The sequence below is a fragment of the Nocardioides daphniae genome (assembly GCF_004777465.1).
Taxonomy (GTDB): domain Bacteria; phylum Actinomycetota; class Actinomycetes; order Propionibacteriales; family Nocardioidaceae; genus Nocardioides; species Nocardioides daphniae.
Map to the genome: position 1 here is coordinate 1,398,384 of NZ_CP038462.1, position 20,775 is coordinate 1,419,158.

Consider the following 20,775-nt stretch of genomic DNA (forward strand, 5'->3'; position numbering starts at 1 on the left):
GGCATGTCAGTCAGTGAGCGACGCAGCGCAGCCCGTTCCTCCGTCGTGTGGGGAGCGCTCGAGTCAGTCCTCGACGGCGCCGAGGGGCGTCAGGTCCTCGACATCGGTGGCGGCACCGGTGGCTTCGCCGTCCGGGTCGCCGCACTGGGGCACCGGGTCACCGTCGTCGACCCCAGCCCCGACGCGCTGGCGGCGCTCGCCCGTCGCGCCGAGGAGGGTGGCGTCGACGTGGCCGGGCTCCAGGGCGAGCTCTCCAGCCTCGAGTCGTTGGTCGAGCCCGACAGCGTCGACGTGGTGCTCTGCCACGGCGTCCTCGAGGTGGTCCCTGACCCCGAGCAGGCGCTCGCGGCGCTCGCCCGCGTGCTGCGTCCGGGTGGCACCCTCAGCGTGGTGGTCGCGCAGCGGCACGCCGCCGTCCTGGCCCGGGCGATGGCTGGCCACTTCCAGCAGGCCCTCGAGCTGCTCGACGGCGACGCGTCCCGCGGCGACGGGGCGCGCCCGCGCCACCGCTTCACCGCCGACGAGATCAGCGACCTCGTGGCGGGGGCCGGCTTCACCGTCGGTCCGCTGCACGCGATCCGGGTCTTCGCCGACCTGGTCCCCGGCTCGCTGGTCGACCTCGAGCCCGGTGCCGGCGGCGCCCTCGTCGAGCTCGAGAAGGCGGTGGCCGACCGCCCGGAGTACCTGCCCCTGGCTGCCCAGGTGCACCTGCTCGCCACGCGCTGACCTGGCGCTGCGTCCCGTCCGGACGGGCGGGTGGTCCGCATGAGCGCGACCCCCGTCCTGCACGTCGACATGGACGCCTTCTACGCCTCCGTGGCGACCCGTGACCGACCCGACCTGGCCGAGGTCCCGGTGATCGTGGTGGGGCGGCGGGCGTGGGGTCGTGCTCTCGGCCAACTACCTCGCCCGTCGCAGTGGGGTGGCCTCGGCGATGCCGATGACCCGGGCGCGACGGCTCTGCCCCGAGGCCGTGGTGCTGGCGCCGGACTTCGCGCTCTTCGACCAGGTCTCCTCCGCGGTGATGGAGGTCTTCCGGCAGGTGACGCCGGTGGTCGAGGCGATCTCGCTCGACGAGGCGTTCCTCGACGTCTCCAGCGCTGCCCGTCGTCTGGGTGAGCCGGAGGAGATCGCGGAGCGGATCCGCTCGACGATCCACGACGAGCAGCGCATCACCTGCTCGGTGGGCGTGGCGGCGACCCCGGTGGTGGCCAAGCTGGCCAGCCGGCGGGCCAAGCCCGACGGCGTGGTCGTGGTCCGCCCCGACGCGGTGACCGCCTTCCTGCACCCCCTCGACGTGGGGGAGCTGTGGGGCGTGGGGGAGAAGACGCGCGGCCAGCTGCACCGGCTGGGGCTCTTCACGGTCGGCGACCTGGCACACACGCCGGTCCGCACGGTCCAGCGCGCCCTGGGTGGGGTCCACGGAGCCCAGCTGCATGCCCTGGCCTGGGGCGTCGACCAGCGGGTGCTCACCCCCCGGAGCGGTCCGCACGCGCCCGACCGGTCGATGGGGGCCGACCGGACCTTCGACCGCGACACCGACGACCCCGACGTGGTCGTCACCGAGATGCTGCGGCTCAGCGCCAAGGTGGCCGGTCGGATGCGCAGCGCAGGCGTCGCCGGTCGCACGGTGACGATCCGGGTCCGCTTCGCCGACTTCACCACGATCACCCGGTCGAGGACGTTGACCGAGGCCACCGACGTCACCGTCGAGGTCCACCGGGTCGCCGTCATGCTCTTCCGGGCGCTGGGCCTGCAGCGGGCCCGGATCCGCCTGGTGGGGGTGCGGGTGGAGGGCCTGGTCCCGCGGGAGCAGGTGCACCGGCAGATGCAGCTGGGGGAGCGCGAGCACGGGTGGTCCGACGCGGAGCGGGCCATGGACCGCGCCACCCGCCGTTTCGGGTCGAGCGCCGTCCGTCCGGCCCGGCTCCTGGGAGGGGCCGGGTGACGAGGTTTTTCCCTCTGTGGCTACCGTGGGAGGCAACGGCTGCCTAGACTTGAAGTTGCGGATGCTCCGCGCCTCGGACTTGTGGGAGGAAACGTGCCACTCTCGGAAGAGGAGCTGCGACTGCTCGAGCAGATGGAACGTGCCCTGGTCGAGGAGGACCCCAAGTTCGCGCACACGTTGCGCGGCACGGGCGGTCACCGCGCGTCCCGTCGTCGGGCCATCATCGCGGGGGTCGTCTTCGCCGTCGGCGTGGTCGTCCTCATGACCGGTGCCATTGCGGCGCTGCCCGTCGTGGGCGTCGCCGGGTTCGTCATCATGCTGGTCTCCGCGACCATCGCCGTGACGGCGCTGCGAGCGCCGAGCAAGCCCGAGCCGACCCCGTTCCGCGAGACCCCGCAGGGGTTCGGCGTTGTCGACGGCGGTCGCCGGACCAAGGCCCCCAAGGCCTCGCGCCACAACCGTTCGCGCCACTCGTTCATCGAGCGCATGGACGAGCGCTGGCGTCGTCGTCGCGACGGCTTCTGAGCCTCGCCCGCACCCCCTGAGCACCCGCCTCCGCACTGACCGACGTCGGTACGGGGGCGGCGCTGTTCCCGGCCGTTGCGGCTTGGTCAGGGCCGGCGGGTGAGCGAGCGCGGCAGCCAGCGTGCCTTCCACCGGGTGGAGCGGTCGCTGCCCGCCGCCAGCGTCTCCACGCACGCCTCGACGTCCGCGGCCAGCGTCGGGTCACCCTGCGTACGCTGCCCCGGTCGGTCGTAGCGCGAGCGCTCCACCGCCACCACCACCCGGTCGAGCCGCTCGGCCAGCTCGTCGACCGACAGCTGGGACTCCCCGGAGGTCGCCGCGCCCGGGCGGTACCACTCCAGCACGGTCCGTCCGGTGGCGCGCGGGGAGCGCCCCTCGGGCCACAGCCGGCCCAGGTCGAGCGCGGAGTCGCGCAGCTCGTCCCACAGCTCCTCGGGGGTCGCGTGGCCCAACCGCCTCGTACGACGTCGCCCACGCACCACCTGCGGCACCAGGCTGAGCGCCCCGACCACGAGCAGCACCAGCAACCACGTCGCGACGGCCCCCCAGTCGACGAGGTCCCGCTCCTGCTCCTGGGCGGCGGGGTCCGACTCGTCGGGGGCTGCCGAGGCGCTCGGGGCGGGGGTGTTGGGAGAGGTGGTCGCCGACGCCGTGGCGCTGGGCTCGTCGCGAGGCACCTCGTCACGGGTGTGCTCCGGCACGCTCGAGGCGCGCGAGGAGGGGGTCGGCTCGAAGCGCACCCACCCGGATCCGGGGAAGTAGAGCTCCGGCCAGGCGTGCAGGTCGTGCGAGGAGAACTCCCACTCGGCCGTCCCGATGCGTCGCGGCACCAGGAAGCCGACCGCCACCCGAGCAGGGATGCCGAGGGTGCGCGCCATGACCGCCATCGAGGCGGCGAACTGCTCGCAGTAGCCGACCCGGCCACTCGGGTCGAGGAAGGCGACCAGCGCGTTGTTGTCGACGGTCTCCACGCGGTCCAGGCTGTAGGTGAACTCCTCGCGGAACCACGACTGCAGGGCACGGGCCTTCTCGTAGCGGGTCGGCTCGTCCCGGGTCACCTGCGCGGCCAGGCGGCCCACGCTGGCCGGGAGCGACTCGGGCAGCCGGGTGAAGACCTCGTCGACCTCGTCACGCCCGACCCGGCGCGCTCCAGCAGCACGTTGGAGTACTCCAGGTCGACGCCGGTCACCGACCACTCCATCTGGGAGGTGTTGAGGTCGGCGTCGAAGGCGGCGAAGTCCATGGTGTCCACGTCGTAGCGCCAGTCACCGCCGGCCTGCACGTCGGTGGTCAGCGGCAGCACCGGCAACCACCGCGATCGGAAGGCGGTCGTCGCCGTGAAGTCGTACTGCGTCTTGGTGCGCCGCAGCACGGCGTCGACGCCCCGCAGCGGCAGGTCGCGACCGTCGGCGTCCTGGATCCGGGTGGCGGTGCGGTCGCCCGTGCTCCACTCCTCGCCGTTGAAGTGGGAGAGGACGGCCGTGCGGACGTACGACGGCTGGCGGTCGGAGACCACCCGCATCAACGGGACGTCGGCGCCTCGGTCGAGGTCGCGGCGCAGGTCGACCAGCGGGCTGGTGAGCATGACCTGCTCGTCGGGACCCTGGTCGACGGCCCGCCACGGCTGGATGGGGGAGCGGGGCACGAGCGCGTTGAGCACCGTCGCCACCACGACCGCGCCCACCGTGGCGACCGCCCCGATCCGCAGGGCGGTGGCGGCGCTGGTCGCCGGACGGGCCGGGACCTCCGTCGGCCTCGTGCCCCCACCGGGCAACGACGACCCCCAGCGCACGACGAGGTCGTCGTTGTCGAGGAAGAGCAGGGTCAGGAAGCCGGCAGCGACCGCCGCGAAGACCGGCCAGGGCACGTCGACCCCGAGGTTGGCGGGCACCAGGTGCAGCGCCAGGAGGATCACCGCGCTGAGCGCGACCCGCCGCAACGTCATGGCGACCAGGTCGAGCAGCACCATCGCCGCGGTCCCGACCACCACGAAGAGCGGAGCCACCGACGGCACGTCCGACGGCACCGGGGGTGCGTAGCGGTCCGCGGAGGTCAGCGCCGCGTCGAGCTGGCCCCTGATGCTCTGCCAGGCGTCGGGGAGCGGCCACGGCGAGTCGGCCAGGAGCAGCACCACCAGCACGGCACCCACGACGACCTGGAGCAGCGTCACCACGGCGACCGGGAGCCCCCGCCAGCGGGCGGTCGCCCCCGTGGCGGCCAGGGCGACGGCGACCAGCAGCAGGGGCGCGACGAACGGCCCGGGGCTCTCGCTCAGCGGCATCCAGGTGAGGAGCGTGGCCCACACGGTCAGGGCGGCCACGACCGAGGTGAGCAGGGAGCGGGGAAGGAGAGAGGGCGCTGCAGCGTCATCGCGCGACCTGCTTCCACACGGTGTCCAGGTCGTCGCCCGGCCCGAGCAGTGCGGCGCGCCAGCCCGAGGCGGAGAGCCCGGCCAGGGTGGTCTCGGCCGCGGAGGCCCCGGAGGCCCGTCGCGTCGACGTCCACGCGTCCACGTCCAGGACCAGGGCCCGCGGCGAGCGGCTGTGCCGCTCAAGGCGGGCCAGCGCGTAGTGGTCGGTCGTGTCGAGCGCGCCGAGCACCGCGGCGACCTGCGTGCCGGTGGGCACCGACATCAGCCACGAGACGTCGAGCGACTCGATGCTGTCCACGTCGACCACCGCCAGCGCCTCCAGGATGTCGGTGACCTCGTGCCCGTGGGCCGAGGAGGTGGCCGCGACGACGGTGACCGGCAGCAGGCCGGTGGCCGTGGCCACCTGCACCTCGTGACCCTGCTCGGCCAGGTGCACGGCCAACGAGGCGGCTGCGCTGACGGCGGTCTCGAACGAGGAGGCGGAGCCACGGCCGCGGTGCGCCCGGGTGCGGGTGTCGAGCACGACGACGGTGCGGGCCTGCCAGGGCTGCTCCTCACGCCGCACCATGAGCTCGTCGGTGCGCGCCGACGAGGGCCAGTGAACGCGGCGTACGTCGTCGCCCTGCTGGTACTCCCGCACCGTCACGTCCTCGGCGTGCCCCACCGAGAAGGAGCGCGGCCGGCTGTGGCCCGACCCCGCCCACGCCTGGGCAGGGTCACCGCTGGTGAGGGCGACCGTGCGCGGCGTGGCGACCAGGTCGGTGGTGCTGTGGAAGGTGCGGCCCATCTCGACCATCCCGAAGGGATCGGTGACCCGGACGGTCATCGGGCCCACCACGTGCCGCCCGCGCACCTCCGAGCGGACCGGGTAGGCGAGGTCGCGGCTCCAGCCGCGGCCGACGCCCTCCAGCACGAAGCGGGGGCGCTGGCCCAGGGCGTACGGGACGACCTCCTCGAGCAGGAGCGTGCCCGACGGGACCTTGCCGTCGTTGGCCAGCCGCAGCTGCACGGTGGCCGACTGGCCGGCGACCACGAGCCGCGGGGTGACGGTCCGCTGCAGCGTGAGGTGGTGCTGCGAGCGGCTGAGGAAGAAGGCCGCGCCCAGGGGCAGCAGCACGGCGACCAGCCCCAGCTGCGTCATCACCCACTGGCCCAGGACGAGGCCGCAGACCACGGTGGTCGTGCCCGCCGCCAGGAAGGTCCGGCCGCGGGTCGTCAGGGAGGCGAGTGCGTCACGCACCGGGGTCGCTCGGGACGCGGACCTGGTCGAGCAGGACGTCGAGGACGGCCGTCACGCTGCGCCCGGTGCGCGTCGCCTCGAGGCTCGGCAGCAGACGGTGGGCGAGCACCGTCCGGGCCAGCCGGTGGACGTCGTCGGGCAGGACGTAGTCGCGCCCGGCCATGGCCGCGGCGGCCTTGGCCGCCCGCACGAGCTGCAGCGTCGCGCGCGGGGAGGCGCCGAGCAGCAGCTCGGGGGCGGTGCGGGTCGCGGTGGCCAGTGCCACCGCGTACCGCTGGACGGCGGGGGAGACGTGCACCTGGCTGACGGTGGCGATCAGCTTGCGGATCTCGGTCACGTCGGTCACCGGCTCGAGGCTGTCGAGCGGGTTGCGGGAGGTGTGCTCCTGCAGCATCGCCAGCTCGGCCTCCTCCACGGGGTAGCCCATGGACACCTTGGCCATGAAGCGGTCGCGCTGGGCCTCCGGGAGGGCGTAGGTGCCCTCCATCTCGACGGGGTTCTGGGTGGCCACCACCATGAACGGCGCCTCCAGCGGCCACGTGACGTTGTCGACGGTGACCTGGCGCTCCTCCATGCACTCGAGCAGGGCGGACTGGGTCTTGGGGGAGGCGCGGTTGATCTCGTCGCCCACCACGACGTTGGCGAAGACGCCGCCGGGCCGGAACTCGAACTCACCCGAGTTGCGGTTCCAGATCGAGACGCCCGTGACGTCCGAGGGGAGCAGGTCGGGGGTGAACTGGATGCGTCGCACGGTGCCGTCGATGCTGCGTGCCAGGGCCTTGCTGAGCATCGTCTTGCCGACGCCGGGCACGTCCTCGATGAGCAGGTGTCCCTCGGCGAGCAGGACGACCAGTGCGGTGTCCACCACCTCGGTCTTGCCGGAGATGACCGTCTCGACGCTGGCACGCAGGCGGTCGGTGACCTGTCGCAGGACCGCCAGGTCGCCGGCGGGGTTGGGCATGGTCACGCTCGCTCGAACTCCTCGTGCTCCGGGAGGCCTCGTCGTGGCTGACGTGCGTCACGGTGCGGTCGCTGGGTGTGCATCGTCAACCGTAGACGGCCGGTGATCAAGCCTCGACACGGAAGTGGGGCAGATCTGCGCCCTCCCGCCGGCCACCGCTCCGCGGCCCTCCACCACGCTCCACCACTGCGCGTCGTCCTCCACCGACGCTCCACCGACGCTCCACCGGGACCCCTGCGCGCCCTGCGTTTCCCGCGTGGAGGGGCGTCGAACCTGCTCTGACCTGCCCCTTTCCTCCCGGCGCGAGGAAGGGGGCGCGCACAGCCGCCCGATGGCGGGTCGCGCCGCGACGCGCCCGTCGACACGCCCGCGGGGAGAAAACACCCAAACAATGGTTGATCGTGGAGGAACGTGGGGTACTGTGGTGGAAAGTGGTGGAAGGGATGAGTGCGGGGGAGGCGTCGGATGTTCTTCGGCACCTACACGCCCAAGCTCGACGACAAGGGTCGGCTCTTTCTCCCGGCAAAGTTCAGAGAGGAATTGGCGGAAGGTCTCGTCGTGACCAGGGGGCAGGAGCGCTGCCTCACGATCTGGTCGCTCGAGGACTTCGCACGGCTCACCGAGCGTCTTCAGCAGGCGCCGATGACCGTCAAGGGGACTCGTGACTACGTCCGCATGCTGTTCGCGGCGGCCAGTCAGGAGGTCCCGGACAAGCAGGGACGCATCTCGATCCCTCCCGTGCTCCGCCAGTACGCGTCACTCGACAGGGACGTGGTCGTCATCGGCTCGATGAACCGCATCGAGATCTGGGACCCGACCTCCTGGGCCGAGTACAGCGAACAGCAGGAACAGGTGTTCTCCGACCTCAGCGACGAGGTCTTCCCGGGCGCCTGACCACCTCGGGCGACCGAGGTCGACACACAACTCAACAACGGCGGCGTGGGGCCAGGTCTCGCGCCCGCTCTCGCGAACCGTCTGGGGTCACTTCCCCGGCACCAGAAGGTCTTCCCATCTCGAGAGCGGGCAGGGACCTGACCGACACGCCGCCCGACTCGCCCCCAGGGGCGGGGCAACCGTCGACGGGTCGTCGACGGCACATCGGTCATCACGAGCACGGAACGGGGGGCAGGACATGAACGGCACGCAGTCAGGCGTCGCTGGAGGAGCTCAGCCCCTCCGGGTGCGCGACCAGGCCCGCGACGTGCTCGCCCTGATGGTCTTCACGGCCGCGGCGTCGGGCGCCTGCTCGCTCGTCTTCCTGCTCCTGCTGGTGCTGGGCGAGTAGGGCATGGCCAACTCCCGCCACGTCCCGGTGCTCCTCGAGCGGGTCGTCGCGCTGCTCGAGCCGGCGCTGCAGACTCCCGGTGCGGTCCTGGTGGACTGCACCTTGGGCCTCGGTGGCCACACCGAGGCGGTCCTGGAGGCGTTCCCCGAGTGCCGGGTCATCGGCATCGACCGTGACCCGCGGGCGATCGCGCTCGCCAGCGAGCGGCTCGCACCGTTCGGCGACCGCTTCACCGCGGCGCACGCGACGTACGACCAGATCGCCGAGGTCGTGGCCGAGGCGGGCCTCGACCACGTCGACGCGGTCTTCTTCGACCTGGGTGTCTCCTCGATGCAGCTCGACGAGCGCGAGCGGGGCTTCGCCTACGCCGAGGACGCCCCGCTTGACATGCGGATGAACGACTCGACGGGCGTGACGGCCGCCGACGTGATGAACACCTACTCGGTGGGTGAGCTGACCCGGGTGCTGCGCGACTACGGCGAGGAGAAGTTCGCCTCCAAGATCGCCCGGGCCATCGTCCGCGAGCGGGAGAAGGAGCCGTGGACCCGCTCCGGCCGACTGGTCGAGCTGCTGTACGCCGAGATCCCCGCCCCCGCCCGGCGGACCGGTGGCCACCCGGGCAAGCGCACCTTCCAGGCCCTGCGCATGGAGGTCAACGACGAGCTGGGCGTGCTCCGCCGGGCGCTGCCCGCCGCGCTGTCGGTGATCGGCGTCGGAGGCCGCGTGGTCGTGGAGTCCTACCACTCGCTGGAGGACCGGATGGTCAAGAAAGCCTTCGTCGAGGTCACCACCCTCGACGTGCCGCCCGACCTCCCCTTCGTCCCCGAGGGGGCCGCGCCCCGCATGAAGCTCGTGATCCGTGGCGCCGAGCAGGCCGACGAGACCGAGATCGAGCACAACCCCGAGCAGCCTCGGTCCGCCTGCGGGCCGTGGAACGAGTCCTTCCTGACCAGAGGAGCACCCGATGAGCAGTCCAGCAGTGCAGCTGCGCTCGCGCGTCTCCACCCTTGGCGGAGCCGCGGTCGAGAAGGCCCGTCTCACCGTCGTCCCGGTCAGCCGGGGACGGGCGCCGCGGGTGCCGTTCATCGTCCTGGTCAGCGTGGTCGCCCTGGCCGGCGTCGTCGGGCTGCTGCTCTTCAACACCTCGCTCCAGCAGGCCTCGTTCGCCGAGACCCGGCTGGCTGACAAGGCCGCTGCGCTGGCCGACCGCGAGGAGACGCTGCGCATGGAGCTCGACGACCTCCGCGACCCCCAGCGGATCGCCCGTGAGGCCGAGTCGATGGGCATGGTGATTCCGCCGGCCCCCCCTTCCTGAAGCTGGACGGCACCGTGGTCGGCACGCCGCGCCCCGCCACCCCGGAGGACCGGATTCGGATCACGCCCCGGCCGCCGGCCATGCCGGCCGACCTCCAGCCCGAGATCACCGTGATCGAGGTCCCGGCCAAGCCTGCGGGGGAGTGACCGGCGCGACGTCGCCGTCGGTCGAGGCGTGATCCACGCCCTCCGACACACGTCGCTGCCTGCCGCGCAGCGACGCCCGCGGCAGGTTCAATGGACGGACCGCCGGCGGGCGCAGACCGACCGCCACCAGCAGGGACCACCACCAGGACCACCACCAGGACCACCACAGGGGAACGGAGCAGAGTTGCCGACCACCAGCCGCCCGGACGAGTCCCGCCCCACGGGGCGACGCGGTTCGCCGGTCCTGCGACTGCGGATCGGCCTGCTGCTGATCGCGGTGGTGCTCTCCTTCTTCGCTGCCCGCCTGCTCCAGCTCCAGGGGCTGGACCCCAAGTCGTACGCCGACATGGCGGACGCCAAGGACGTCGTCGAGATGACGCTGCCCGCGGCGCGCGGTGACATCCTCGACCGCAACGGCGTGGCGCTCGCGGGCTCGGTCAACGGCCGGATGATCATCGCCGACCCGTTCCGCACCGCCTCCAAGGCGCCCGAGCTGGCCACGCTGCTCTCCAACGAGCTCGACCTCGACTACTTCGAGACGCTCGAGAAGCTCCGCAAGGAAAACAGCCGCTTCCAGTACATCGCCCGTCGCGTGCCGGCCGCCGACGCCCGCGAGCTGCTCGACAAGCTGGCCAAGGCCAAGCTCAAGGGGATCAGCACCGAGGACGAGCCGATCCGCGACTACCCGGCCGGTGATGTCGCCGCCAACCTCGTGGGCTTCATGGGCACCGACGAGCCGCTCGCCGGCTTCGAGCGCAGCTTCGACGCGCACCTGTCGGGCAAGGACGGTGAGAGCCGCTACACCCAGGGCTTCGGCTACCGGGTGCCACTGGCCGAGAACTCCACCGTCGCCCCCGTCGACGGTGACGACCTGCGCACCACGATCGACCGCGACCTGCAGTGGTACAGCCAGAAGGTGATCGCCCAGGCGGTCGAGGACTACCGCGCCAAGTCCGGCGTCGCGGTCGTCATGGACTCGCGCACCGGCGAGCTGCTGGCCGTCGCCGACGCCCCGACCTTCAACGCCAACAAGCCGCTCGAGAGCGACGAGGACGACCTCGGCTCGCGCGCCTTCAACGACGTGTTCGAGCCCGGCTCGGTGCAGAAGGTCCTCACCGCGGCCGCCCTGGTCGACGCCGGCAAGGTGACCGCCCGCACCCGGATCAAGGTGCCCGCGCAGCTGCGGCGCCAGGACCGCCCGATCAACGACTGGTTCACCCACGGCGTGCTGCGGATGACGATGGCCGGCGTGATCGCCCAGTCGTCCAACATCGGCACCGTCCTGGCCGCCGACCAGCTCGACAAGCGGACGCTGCACCGCTACCTCTCCGGCTTCGGACTGGGCCTTCCCACCGACGTCGGGGTCCGGGGCGAGGCCCGTGGCCTGCTCCCGTCGCCGGAGCAGATGACGGCACAGAACAAGGACCGCATCGCCTTCGGCCAGTCGCTCTCCGTCAACGCGGTCCAGATGACCGCAGCGGTCAACACCATCGCCAACGGCGGTGTCCGGGTCTCCCCGAGCCTGGTCGCGGGCTCGGCGACCACCGACGAGGGCGTCGAGGTCGGCAGCGACCACGCCACCCGCACGCGCGTGGTCAGTGAGAAGGCCGCCCACGAGACCATGCTGATGATGGAGCGCGTGGTCGACGACGAGGTCGGCGTCGCGCCGCGCGCCCAGGTGCCCGGCTACCGGGTCGCCGGCAAGACCGGTACCGCGCAGCGCGTCGGCGAGAACGGTGGCTACGACGGCTCGTTCTCGCTCTCCTTCGGTGGCTTTGCGCCCGCCGACGACCCGCGCTTCACCGTCTACGTCGTCATCCACGCTCCCGCCGTCGACGGTGGCGGCGGCTCGGTCGGTGGCCCCGCCTTCTCCAAGATCATGGCCCGTGCGCTCTCCCACTACGGCGTCCCGCCGACCGGCAGCAAGCCCAGCCGCACCCCGGTGGAGTGGTGAGCCGGGTCGACCCTGCCGAGCCGAGCCGCGATAGCCTCTCGAAGATGGGTTCAGAGCAGAAGTCGTCCGCGGCCAGGCCGCTGACCCCGCCCCACGCGACCCTCTCCGAGGTGGCGCAGTGGCTGCGGGAGGTGGCCGGCCACTCCGCCCACGTCCTGGTCCAGGGGGCCGGCGACGTGGAGGTCACGGGCCTCACGCTGAGCACCGGCCGCGTCGAGCCCGGTGACCTCTTCGCAGCCCTGCCGGGTTTGCGTACGCACGGAGCGACGTACGCCCCCGAGGCGCTCGCCGCCGGTGCCGTCGCCGTCCTCACCGACCCCACGGGGGCAGTGCTGCTGCCGCCCGACACCCACGCCGTCGTGGTCGAGGGGCCGCGCCGGTTCCTGGGCGCCCTCGCCGCGCGCCTGCACCGCCAGCCCGCCGCCTCGATGCGGATGCTCGGCGTCACCGGCACCCAGGGCAAGACCACCGTCACCCAGCTCGCCGAGGGCGCCCTGCGGCGTACCGGCACCGTGGCCGCCGTCGTCGGCACCGTCGGCACCCGCGTGGCCGGGGTGGACGTCGCCACCTCGCTGACCACGCCCGAGGCGCCGGACCTCCAGGCGCTCTTCGCGCGGATGCGCGAGCTGGAGGTCGAGGCGTGCGCCATCGAGGTCTCCAGCCACGCGCTGGTCCTGGGCCGCGTCGACGGGGTCGTCTTCGACGTCGCGACCTTCCTCAACCTCGGGCGTGATCACCTCGACTTCCACGAGGACGTCGAGGAGTACTACACCGCCAAGGCCTCGCTCTTCACCGCCGAGCGAGCGCGTCGGGCGCTGGTCAACGTCGACGACGAGCACGGCCGCCGCCTCGCCGGCGAGACCGAGCTCGAGGTGACCACCTTCTCGGCCCGTGGCGCCGACGCCGACTGGCGCGCCACCGACGTGGTCTGCGGCCCCGACGGCTCGACCTTCGTCCTGCACGGCCCCGACGGGCTGGAGCTGGCGACCTCGGTGCCGCTGCCCGGCGACTTCAACGTCGCCAACGCCCTGGCGGCGACCGCCATGTGCGCCATGGCGGGCTTCGACGCCGCCACCGTCGCCGGCGGGATCGCGGGCGGCCCCGGCGTCCCGGGACGGTTGGAGCGCGTCGACGCTGGGCAGGACTTCTCCGTGGTGGTCGACTACGCGCACAAGCCCGACGCGGTCGAGGCGACCCTGCGGACCCTGCGCCCCCTCACCGACGGCCGCCTGGTCGTGGTCCTCGGCGCCGGGGGTGACCGGGACCGCGGCAAGCGCCCGCTGATGGGCGAGATCGCGGGCCGGCTGGCCGACGTCTTCGTCGTCACCGACGACAACCCCCGCTCCGAGGACCCGGCCGCCATCCGCGCCGCCGTGCTCGAGGGCGCGCGGGACCCGCACGCCGAGGTCCTGGAGATCGGCGACCGGCGCGAGGCGATCCGCACGGCGCTGCGGCTGGCGCGCTCCGGCGACATCGTCCTGGTCGCCGGCAAGGGGCACGAGTCCGGCCAGGAGGTCGACGGCGTCGTGACGCCCTTCGACGACCGTGAGGTGGCGCGCGAGGAGTTGGCGCTCCTGTGATCCCCATGACCCTGGCGGAGGTCGCGGACGTCGTGGGTGGGGTGCTCGACGGTGACGGGGCCGGCGACGTCCTGGTCACCGCACCTGCCTCCGTGGACAGCCGCGCCGTGCCCGAGGGCGGACTCTTCGTCGCCGTGGTGGGGGAGCGGGTCGACGGTCACGACTACGCCGCGGGTGCCGTGGCCTCGGGGGCCGCCGGCGTGCTGGGCAGCCATCCCTGTGGCGCGCCCGCCGTGCTCGTCGACGACCCCGTCGCCGCGCTGGGACTCCTGGCCCGCCACGTGCTGGACCGCCTGCCCGACGTCACCGTGCTCGCGATGACCGGGTCGCAGGGCAAGACCGGCACGAAGGACTTCCTGGCCGCGGTGCTCGCGCCGGAGGGCCCGACCGTCGCCACCGCCGGCAACAACAACAACGAGCTCGGTGTCCCGCTCACCGTCCTGCGCGCCGACGCCGACACCCGCTTCCTGGTGGTCGAGATGGGGGCCCGCGGGGTCGGCCACATCGCCACCCTCTGCGAGATCGCCCCGCCCCGGGTGGCGGCGGTCCTCAACATCGGCACCGCCCACGTGGGCGAGTTCGGCAGCCGCGAGATGATCGCCGTCGCGAAGGGCGAGATCCTCGAGGCGCTGCCGGCGGACGGCACCGCGGTGCTCAACGGCGGCGACCCGCTGACCTCGGCGATGGGCGTACGCACCCGCGCCACCGTCACCAGCTTCGGCGTCGACGCCGAGCTGGCGGGGGTCGCCTGGCGTGGCCTCGACCTCGACGAGTCGGGACGGGCCCGGTTCGAGCTGGGCCACGACGGACGCTGGGCGCCCGTGCACCTGCGCCAGATCGGGATGCACCAGGTCGAGAACGCGGCCGCGGCCGCCGCCATGGCCCTGGCCGTCGGCGTACGCCTGGACGACGTCGCCGAGCGCCTCTCCGGGACCGGCGAGGTGTCGCGGTGGCGGATGGAGCCGCACGTGCGTGCGGACGGGCTGCTGGTCGTCAACGACGCCTACAACGCCAACCCCGAGTCGATGTCCGCCGCCGTGCGCACCCTGGCCCACCTGGGTCGCGCGCGGGGTGGCCGCAGCATCGCCGTGCTCGGCGAGATGCGTGAGCTGGGCGACGGCTCCGAGGTGGGGCACCGTCGCGTGGGCACGGTCGTGGCCGAGGTCGGGATCGACCTCCTGGTCACCGTCGGGCCCGAGGCCGAGGCGATCGCGGCGGGCGCCGCCGCCGATCCCGCCTGGAGAGGTGAGGCAATCATCACGGCGAGCCGGGACGAGGCACTGGCTCGGGTGCGGGAGAATGTGACGGCCGCCGACGCGGTACTGGTCAAGGCATCACGCGGTGCGGCTCTCGAGCACATCGTCGAAGGAATCCTGGAAGGAACTGCTGCCCGATGAGAGCCATCCTGTTCGCAGGCGGACTCGCCCTCATCCTGTCGTTGCTCGGCACCCGAGTGGCGATCACGATGCTGTCGCGACGCGGGTACGGACAGGAGATCCGCGAGGACGGCCCGACGTCGCACCACACCAAGCGCGGCACTCCCACCATGGGAGGCATCGTCATCATCGGTGCCTCGGTGCTCGCCTACTTCGTCGCCAAGCTGGTCACCGGCACGGCGCCCTCGGCCTCGGCCTGGCTCCTGCTCTTCCTCTTCGTCGGCCTCGGCACGGTCGGCTTCCTCGACGACTTCATCAAGATCGTCAAGCAGCGCAGCCTCGGCCTGCGCAGCAAGGCCAAGATGATCGGCCAGACGGTCGTCGCCGTCGCCTTCGGCGTCCTGGCGCTCTCGCCGATGCTCGAGGACGACCGCGGCCAGATGCCCGCCTCGCAGCACATCTCCTTCCTGCGTGACTTCGACCGCTGGGAAGTGCCGACCATCCTGCTGGTCATCTTCATCTGGTTCATGGTGACCGGCTTCAGCAACGCGGTGAACCTGACCGACGGGCTCGACGGCCTGGCCGCCGGCGCGACCACCCTGGTCTTCGGCGCCTTCGTCCTGGTCAACGTCTGGCAGTACAACCAGTCCTGCGCCCTCTCGCCGTCGGCGTCCTGCTACGAGGTACGAGATCCGCTCGACCTGGCGGTGGTCTCCGCCGCCATCATGGGAGCCACCTTCGGCTTCCTGTGGTGGAACGCCTCGCCGGCCCAGATCTTCATGGGCGACACCGGCTCGCTGGCCCTGGGTGGCGCACTCGCCGGCCTGGCCATCCTCACCCGGACCGAGCTGCTGCTGGTCATCATCGGTGGCCTCTTCGTCCTCGAGACCCTCTCGGTGATGCTGCAGGTCGGCTGGTTCAAGGCCACCAAGGGCAAGCGCATCTTCCGGATGGCACCCCTGCACCACCACTTCGAGATGCTCGGGTGGGAGCAGGTCACGGTCGTCATCCGCTTCTGGATCATCGCCGGCCTCTTCGTCGCCGGTGGCATCGGCATCTTCTACGCCGAATGGGTGGCGGGCATCGGATGAGCCGTCCCGACCTCGACGCCCTGACGAGCAAGGACTCGTGGGAGGGCGTCCGCGCGGTCGTCGCCGGATTCAGCGTGGCCGGCTTCGCCTCCACCGACAACCTCACCCACCTCGGTGCGGAGGTCGTGGCGCTCGACGAGCGACGTGACCCCGAGCTCGAGGAGAAGGCCGAGCTGCTCGGGGTGCTGGGGGCCGACGTGCGCCTGGGGGAGGGCGTCACCGACCTGCTGCCCGCCGACGTCGACCTGCTGGTGGTCTCGCCCGGCTGGCGGCCGGACTCGAGCCTGGTCCTGCAGGCCCACGAGCGCGGCATCCCGGTCTGGGGTGAGGTCGAGCTGGCCTGGCGCCTGCGCCACCCCGACCACGACGTCCCGTGGCTCGTCGTCACCGGCGCCTCGGGGCGTGGCACCACCGTCCGGATGCTCGACGCGATCCTGCGGGCCGAGGGGCTGCGCTCCGTCGCAGCCGGTGACGTGGGGCTCTCGCTGGTCGAGGTCGTCATGGACCCCGAGCCCTACGACGTCATCGCCGTCGACGTCTCCAGCCAGCAGCTGCACCACACGTACTCGATGCAGGCCGAGTCGGCCGCCGTGCTGGGCATGGGGCCGCAGACCGAGGTCGACTACCCCCGCTGGCACCCGTCGTACGAGGCGTGGCTCGCGGACACCGCGAAGGTCTACCACCACGTCCAGAAGGCCTGCGTCTACAACGTCGCCGACGAGCGCACCCGGCGGATGGTCGAGGAGGCCGACGTGCAGGAGGGGGCCCGCGCCATCGGCTTCACCTACGGGATGCCGTCGGTGGGCATGGTCGGGCTGGTCGAGGAGATCGTGGCCGACCGCGCCTTCATCCCGCAGCGCGACACCAGCGCCGCAGAGCTCTTCACGGTGGGCGACCTCGCCTCCACCGAGCCCGAGTTCGTCTCCGCCGCCCTGGCCGCTGCGACCCTCGCCAGGGCCCACGGCGTCAGCCAGGTGGCGGTGCGCGACGGGCTGCGGGGCTTCCGGCCGCGTCTCGGCGACTGACGCCGACCGCCCGCGCCGACCACCCGCACCGACCACGCTGCTGCCCGTCCATGGTGCGACCGCTCGTCCCTCCACGACGTACGCCGGTCGCCCACGTCGCGACACGCGGCGCGGGTGTCCCGTGATCCGGGCGTCCGTTGACGAGACTGGTGGTCACGTTCGCAGCACCCCACGGAAACGGAGCACGCATGGCCACGGTCAGCCAGGAGGGTGACGCCTCCGGCCTGCGTGTGCGTGAGTCGGTGACGGCGCGGGTGCGTGCCGCCCTCGACCACCCGCTGAGCTCGTACTACCTGCTGCTGGGCGCGTCGTCACTGCTGCTCGTCATCGGCCTGATCATGGTGACCAGCTCCTCGAGCGTCTTCGCCTACCGCACCAGCGGCGACTCCTACTCGATCGTGAAGCGTCAGCTGATGTGGGTGGTGATCGCCCTGCCGCTGGCGTGGGGCGCCACCCGGGTGCCGGTGGCGCTGGTGCGCAAGGTGGCCTGGCTGGGCTTCTTCCTTGCCGTCGCGCTGCTGGCCCTCGTGCGGATCCCGGGGCTGGGCGTCGAGGTCAACGGCAACACCAACTGGCTGGCACTGGGTCCGGTCACCATGCAGCCCTCGGAGGTCGCCAAGTTCGCGCTGGTGATCTGGGCCGCCCACATGTTCGCGAAGAAGGAACACCTGCTCCACCAGACCTCGCACCTGCTGATCCCGGTCGTCCCGGGCATCGGGCTCGTCACCGGACTGGTCGTGCTGGGCCACGACCTCGGCACCGCACTGGTCTTCGGCGGCATCCTGATGGCCCTGCTGTGGGTGGTGGGCCTCGACTGGCGTTACTTCGTCTTCGGCTTCACCGGGCTGGTCGCGCTGGCGTTTCTGGCGGCCTCGACGAGCCTGGAGCGCAAGGAGCGCCTGACCAGCTTCGTCGACCCGCAGCACTACCACGACAACGGCTGGCAGCCCTCCCACGGACTCTTCGCCCTCGCGAGCGGGGGGTGGCTCGGCAACGGGATCGGTGACTCCACCCAGAAGTGGGGCGACCTCCCCGAGGCGCACACCGACTTCATCTTCGCCGTCCTGGGCGAGGAGCTCGGCCTGGTCGGCACGGTCCTGGTGGTCGCGCTCTTCGGCGTGATCGCCTTCGCCGGTGTCCGGCTCGCGCTGCAGACCGAGGAACCCTTCGTGCGCTACGCCTCGTTCGGCGTGGTGGCATGGCTGCTTGGTCAGATGATCATCAACGTCGGCATGGTGCTGGCCGTGCTGCCCGTCATCGGCATCCCGCTCCCGCTGATCTCCTACGGCGGCTCCGCGCTCGTGCCCTCGTTGGTCGCCCTGGGCCTGCTGGTCGGCTTCGCCCGCCGCGAGCCCGAGGCAGCCGAGCTGCTCGAGGCGCGTCGTACCCGCACCTCCGGGGTGTCAGCGCCGTCGACGTCGTCGGTCACCTCCTAGGCTGGGACCACCATGCATGTCCTTCTCGCCGGCGGTGGAACCGCCGGGCACACCTCGCCCCTGCTCGCCACGGCCGACGCCCTGCGTCGGCTCGCACCGGAGACGGTGATCACCTGCCTCGGCACCAGCCAGGGCCTGGAGGCACGCCTCGTCCCGGCGGCCGGCCTCCCGCTCGAGCTCGTGCCCAAGGTCCCGCTCCCGCGCAAGCCCGGCAAGGCGCTGCTCCAGGTGCCGGGCAAGCTGCTCGCCGCCCACCGTGCCGCGCTCGAGGTCGTCGACCGGGTCCGACCCGACGTGGTGGTCGGCTTCGGCGGCTACGTCTCGGTGCCGGCCTACCTGGCCGCCCGCAGCCGCAAGCTCCCGATCGTGGTCCACGAGGGCAACGCCCTGGCCGGCATCGCCAACAAGCTGGGTGCCCGCCTGACCACCCACGTCGCCACCTCGTTCCCGAGCACCGAGATTCCGCACGCCACCTACCTGGGCCTGCCGGTCCGACGGATGATCTCGACGCTGGACCGCGCCGCGCTGCGCGCCGAGGCCCGCGCCACCTTCGGCCTCGACCCCGACCGCCCGACCCTCCTGGTCACCGGCGGCTCGCAGGGGGCCGCCCGGATCAACGCCTCGGTCTCCGGAGCCGCGGACGCCTTCGCCGCCGCAGGCGTCCAGGTGCTCCACGTGGTCGGTCCGCAGCAGACGGTCGAGGTGCCGAGCTCCTCGGTGCCCTACGTCGTCCAGCACTACGTCGACCGGATGGACCTGGCCTACGCGGCCGCCGACGCCGTGCTCTGCCGCGCCGGCTCCAACACCGTCACCGAGGTCTCCGGCGTGGGCCTGCCGGCCGTCTACGTGCCGCTGCCCATCGGCAACGGCGAGCAGGCGCTGAACGCCCGTCCGGTCGTCGACGCCGGTGGCGGGCTGCTGGTCGCCGACGGTGACCTGACGCCTGAGTGGGTGCGGGCGGAGCTGCCCGCGCTGCTCACGGACGCCGACCGCCTGGCCCGGATGGGGGCAGCAGCCTCCGACGTCATCCCGCTCGACGCCGACGAGAAGCTGGCGCGCATGATCCTGGAGGCCGCCCGATGAAGGTCCCGGTCCCCGACCAGATCCTCCCGGCGAGGAGCTCGGCCGTGTCCACTTCGTCGGCATCGGTGGGGCGGGCCTCTCCGCCATCGCCCGCATCATGCTCGAGCGCGGCGTCACCGTCTCCGGCAGCGACGGCAACGACTCGCCCACCCTGTCCGCGCTGCGTGGGATGGGGGCGACCGTCCACGTCGGCCACGCCGCCGAGCAGGTCGCGGGGGCGGACACCGTCGTCGTCTCCACTGCGGTGCGCGAGGACAACCCCGAGGTGGTCGCCGCCCTGGCCGCCGGTGCCCGGCTCTGGCCGCGCTCGGCCGGCCTGGCGTCGGTGATGGCCGGCAAGCGCACGCTCGCCGTTGCCGGCACGCACGGCAAGACCACCACCACCTCGCTGCTCACCTCCGCCCTGCAAGCCGCGGGGGCCGACCCGACGTACGCGGTGGGCGGTGACTTCGCCGCGACCGGCACCAACGCCCACGACGGGGCCGGCGACCTCTTCGTCGCCGAGGCCGACGAGTCCGACGGCGCCTTCCTGGTCTACCGGCCGTTCGGCGCGGTCGTCACCAACGTCGAGGCCGACCACCTCGACCACTTCGGCACCGAGGAGGCCTACCGGGCCGCCTTCGACTCCTTCCTCACCCGCATCGAGCCGGGCGGCTTCCTGGTCGTCGTGGTCGACGACCCGGGCGCGGCTGCCCTGGCCGAGACCGCCGAGGGCCGCGGCATCACCGTGCTCCGGGTGGGCGAGTCCACCTCGGCCGACCTGCGCCTGGGCGACCTCGAGTTCGTCGGCAACCGTTCCTCGGCGACCGTCACCGTCTCCGGGCCGCTCGCCGAGCTGGCCGGGCGGGACGGGGCGCTGGGACGCCTGGAGCTGCAGATCCCCGGTCGTCACTACCTGCTCGACGCCGCAGCCGCGCTGGCCGCCGGCCTCCAGGTGGGCCACGGCTTCGACGACCTCGCCCGCGGCCTGGTCGGCTTCACCGGCACCCGCCGCCGCATGGAGCGCAAGGGCGAGGCCGCTGGCGTACGGGTCTACGACTCCTACGCCCACCACCCCGTCGAGATCGCCGGCGACCTCCAGGCTGCCCGCGCGGTGGCGGGGAGGGGCGCGTGGTCGTCGCCTTCCAGCCGCACCTCGTCTCCCGCACGCGCATCTTCGGCGCCGAGATGGGCCGCGCCCTCGAGGCCGCCGACGAGGTGGTCGTCCTCGACGTGTACCTCGCGCGTGAGGACGCCGACCCTGAGGTCACCGGGGCCCTGGTCGCCGACGCCTGCGGGCTGGGGAAGGAGCGCGTGGCCTACGTCCCCGACTTCGACGCCGTGCCCGCCGAGCTCGTACGCCGCGCCCGTCCCGGCGACCTGGTGCTCACCCTGGGCGCCGGCACCGTGACCCAGCTCGGCCCCCGGGTCCTGGACCTGCTGGGCGAGGCCTGAGCGAG

Annotated in this window: 16 protein-coding genes and 3 pseudogenes; 15 read left to right on the top strand and 4 right to left on the bottom strand. The window is 72.6% G+C overall.

Annotated elements, in window-relative coordinates; translation table 11 throughout:
* Positions 1 to 3: 3 nt before the first annotated feature.
* The 3 genes and pseudogenes from E2C04_RS06900 to E2C04_RS06910 all read left to right on the top strand — a co-directional run bounded on the left by E2C04_RS06900 (position 4) and on the right by E2C04_RS06910 (position 2,473).
* Complete coding sequence (locus E2C04_RS06900) at positions 4 to 726, top strand: class I SAM-dependent methyltransferase (protein ID WP_135832057.1); 723 nt, start codon at positions 4 to 6, stop codon at positions 724 to 726.
* 69 nt (positions 727 to 795) lie between these two features.
* A pseudogene (gene dinB / locus E2C04_RS06905) lies at positions 796 to 1,948 on the top strand (DNA polymerase IV).
* A gap of 93 nt (positions 1,949 to 2,041) precedes the next feature.
* Positions 2,042 to 2,473, top strand: coding sequence for a DUF3040 domain-containing protein (locus tag E2C04_RS06910; protein ID WP_135832058.1), 432 nt, complete (start codon positions 2,042 to 2,044; stop codon positions 2,471 to 2,473).
* An 86-nt stretch (positions 2,474 to 2,559) separates the two neighbouring features.
* Here E2C04_RS06910 and E2C04_RS06915 read toward each other — a convergent pair whose 3' ends face one another.
* The 4 genes from E2C04_RS06915 to E2C04_RS06930 are packed head-to-tail and all read right to left on the bottom strand — an operon-like array spanning position 2,560 to position 7,015.
* Positions 2,560 to 3,552 carry a transglutaminase-like domain-containing protein gene (locus tag E2C04_RS06915; protein ID WP_135832059.1) on the bottom strand — a complete coding sequence of 331 codons (993 nt, stop codon included), beginning with the start codon at positions 3,550 to 3,552 and terminating at the stop codon, positions 2,560 to 2,562.
* Positions 3,528 to 4,793, bottom strand: a complete 1,266-nt coding sequence (locus E2C04_RS06920) for a TgpA N-terminal domain-containing protein (RefSeq protein WP_135832060.1) — start codon at positions 4,791 to 4,793, stop codon at positions 3,528 to 3,530. The genes E2C04_RS06915 and E2C04_RS06920 overlap by 25 nt, the downstream gene beginning before the upstream one ends.
* A 46-nt stretch (positions 4,794 to 4,839) precedes the next feature.
* Positions 4,840 to 6,084 (bottom strand): DUF58 domain-containing protein, encoded by a 1,245-nt coding sequence (locus E2C04_RS06925; RefSeq protein WP_135832061.1) that lies wholly within the window; start codon positions 6,082 to 6,084, stop codon positions 4,840 to 4,842.
* Positions 6,077 to 7,015: an AAA family ATPase gene (locus E2C04_RS06930; protein ID WP_229721526.1), complete on the bottom strand. Its 939-nt coding sequence runs from the start codon at positions 7,013 to 7,015 to the stop codon at positions 6,077 to 6,079. Before E2C04_RS06930 ends, E2C04_RS06925 begins: the two co-directional genes overlap by 8 nt.
* 495 nt (positions 7,016 to 7,510) lie before the next feature.
* On the opposite strand from E2C04_RS06930, the gene mraZ reads away from it, so the two are divergent.
* The 12 genes and pseudogenes from mraZ to murC all read left to right on the top strand — a co-directional run bounded on the left by mraZ (position 7,511) and on the right by murC (position 20,770).
* A complete protein-coding gene (mraZ, locus tag E2C04_RS06935; RefSeq protein ID WP_135832062.1) occupies positions 7,511 to 7,939 on the top strand; it encodes a division/cell wall cluster transcriptional repressor MraZ in 429 nt (142 codons plus the stop codon).
* Between the two features lie 394 nt (positions 7,940 to 8,333).
* A pseudogene (gene rsmH, locus E2C04_RS06940) lies at positions 8,334 to 9,298 on the top strand (16S rRNA (cytosine(1402)-N(4))-methyltransferase RsmH).
* A gap of 131 nt (positions 9,299 to 9,429) precedes the next feature.
* Positions 9,430 to 9,645 (top strand): cell division protein FtsL, encoded by a 216-nt coding sequence (gene ftsL / locus E2C04_RS22275; protein WP_170213493.1) that lies wholly within the window; start codon positions 9,430 to 9,432, stop codon positions 9,643 to 9,645.
* A 14-nt stretch (positions 9,646 to 9,659) separates the two neighbouring features.
* On the top strand, positions 9,660 to 9,791 hold the full coding sequence (locus E2C04_RS20770; protein ID WP_275106566.1) for a hypothetical protein: 132 nt from the start codon (positions 9,660 to 9,662) through the stop codon (positions 9,789 to 9,791).
* Between the two features lie 184 nt (positions 9,792 to 9,975).
* Entirely contained in the window at positions 9,976 to 11,745 is a 1,770-nt protein-coding gene (locus tag E2C04_RS06950; protein WP_229721500.1) for a peptidoglycan D,D-transpeptidase FtsI family protein, read from the top strand.
* A 44-nt stretch (positions 11,746 to 11,789) separates the two neighbouring features.
* Positions 11,790 to 13,325: a UDP-N-acetylmuramoyl-L-alanyl-D-glutamate--2,6-diaminopimelate ligase gene (locus E2C04_RS06955; protein ID WP_135832064.1), complete on the top strand. Its 1,536-nt coding sequence runs from the start codon at positions 11,790 to 11,792 to the stop codon at positions 13,323 to 13,325.
* Between the two features lie 5 nt (positions 13,326 to 13,330).
* Positions 13,331 to 14,722, top strand: a complete 1,392-nt coding sequence (locus E2C04_RS06960; protein WP_229721527.1) for a UDP-N-acetylmuramoyl-tripeptide--D-alanyl-D-alanine ligase — start codon at positions 13,331 to 13,333, stop codon at positions 14,720 to 14,722.
* A complete protein-coding gene (gene mraY, locus E2C04_RS06965; RefSeq protein WP_135832066.1) occupies positions 14,719 to 15,792 on the top strand; it encodes a phospho-N-acetylmuramoyl-pentapeptide-transferase in 1,074 nt (357 codons plus the stop codon). The genes E2C04_RS06960 and mraY overlap by 4 nt, the downstream gene beginning before the upstream one ends.
* On the top strand, positions 15,789 to 16,817 hold the full coding sequence (locus E2C04_RS06970) for a Mur ligase family protein (RefSeq protein ID WP_135832067.1): 1,029 nt from the start codon (positions 15,789 to 15,791) through the stop codon (positions 16,815 to 16,817). Before mraY ends, E2C04_RS06970 begins: the two co-directional genes overlap by 4 nt.
* Positions 16,818 to 17,005: 188 nt before the next feature.
* Positions 17,006 to 18,253, top strand: a complete 1,248-nt coding sequence (gene ftsW / locus E2C04_RS06975) for a putative lipid II flippase FtsW (RefSeq protein ID WP_135832068.1) — start codon at positions 17,006 to 17,008, stop codon at positions 18,251 to 18,253.
* Between the two features lie 12 nt (positions 18,254 to 18,265).
* On the top strand, positions 18,266 to 19,336 hold the full coding sequence (gene murG / locus E2C04_RS06980) for an undecaprenyldiphospho-muramoylpentapeptide beta-N-acetylglucosaminyltransferase (protein WP_135832069.1): 1,071 nt from the start codon (positions 18,266 to 18,268) through the stop codon (positions 19,334 to 19,336).
* A pseudogene (gene murC / locus E2C04_RS06985) lies at positions 19,333 to 20,770 on the top strand (UDP-N-acetylmuramate--L-alanine ligase). Before murG ends, murC begins: the two are co-directional and overlap by 4 nt.
* Positions 20,771 to 20,775 lie beyond the last annotated feature (5 nt).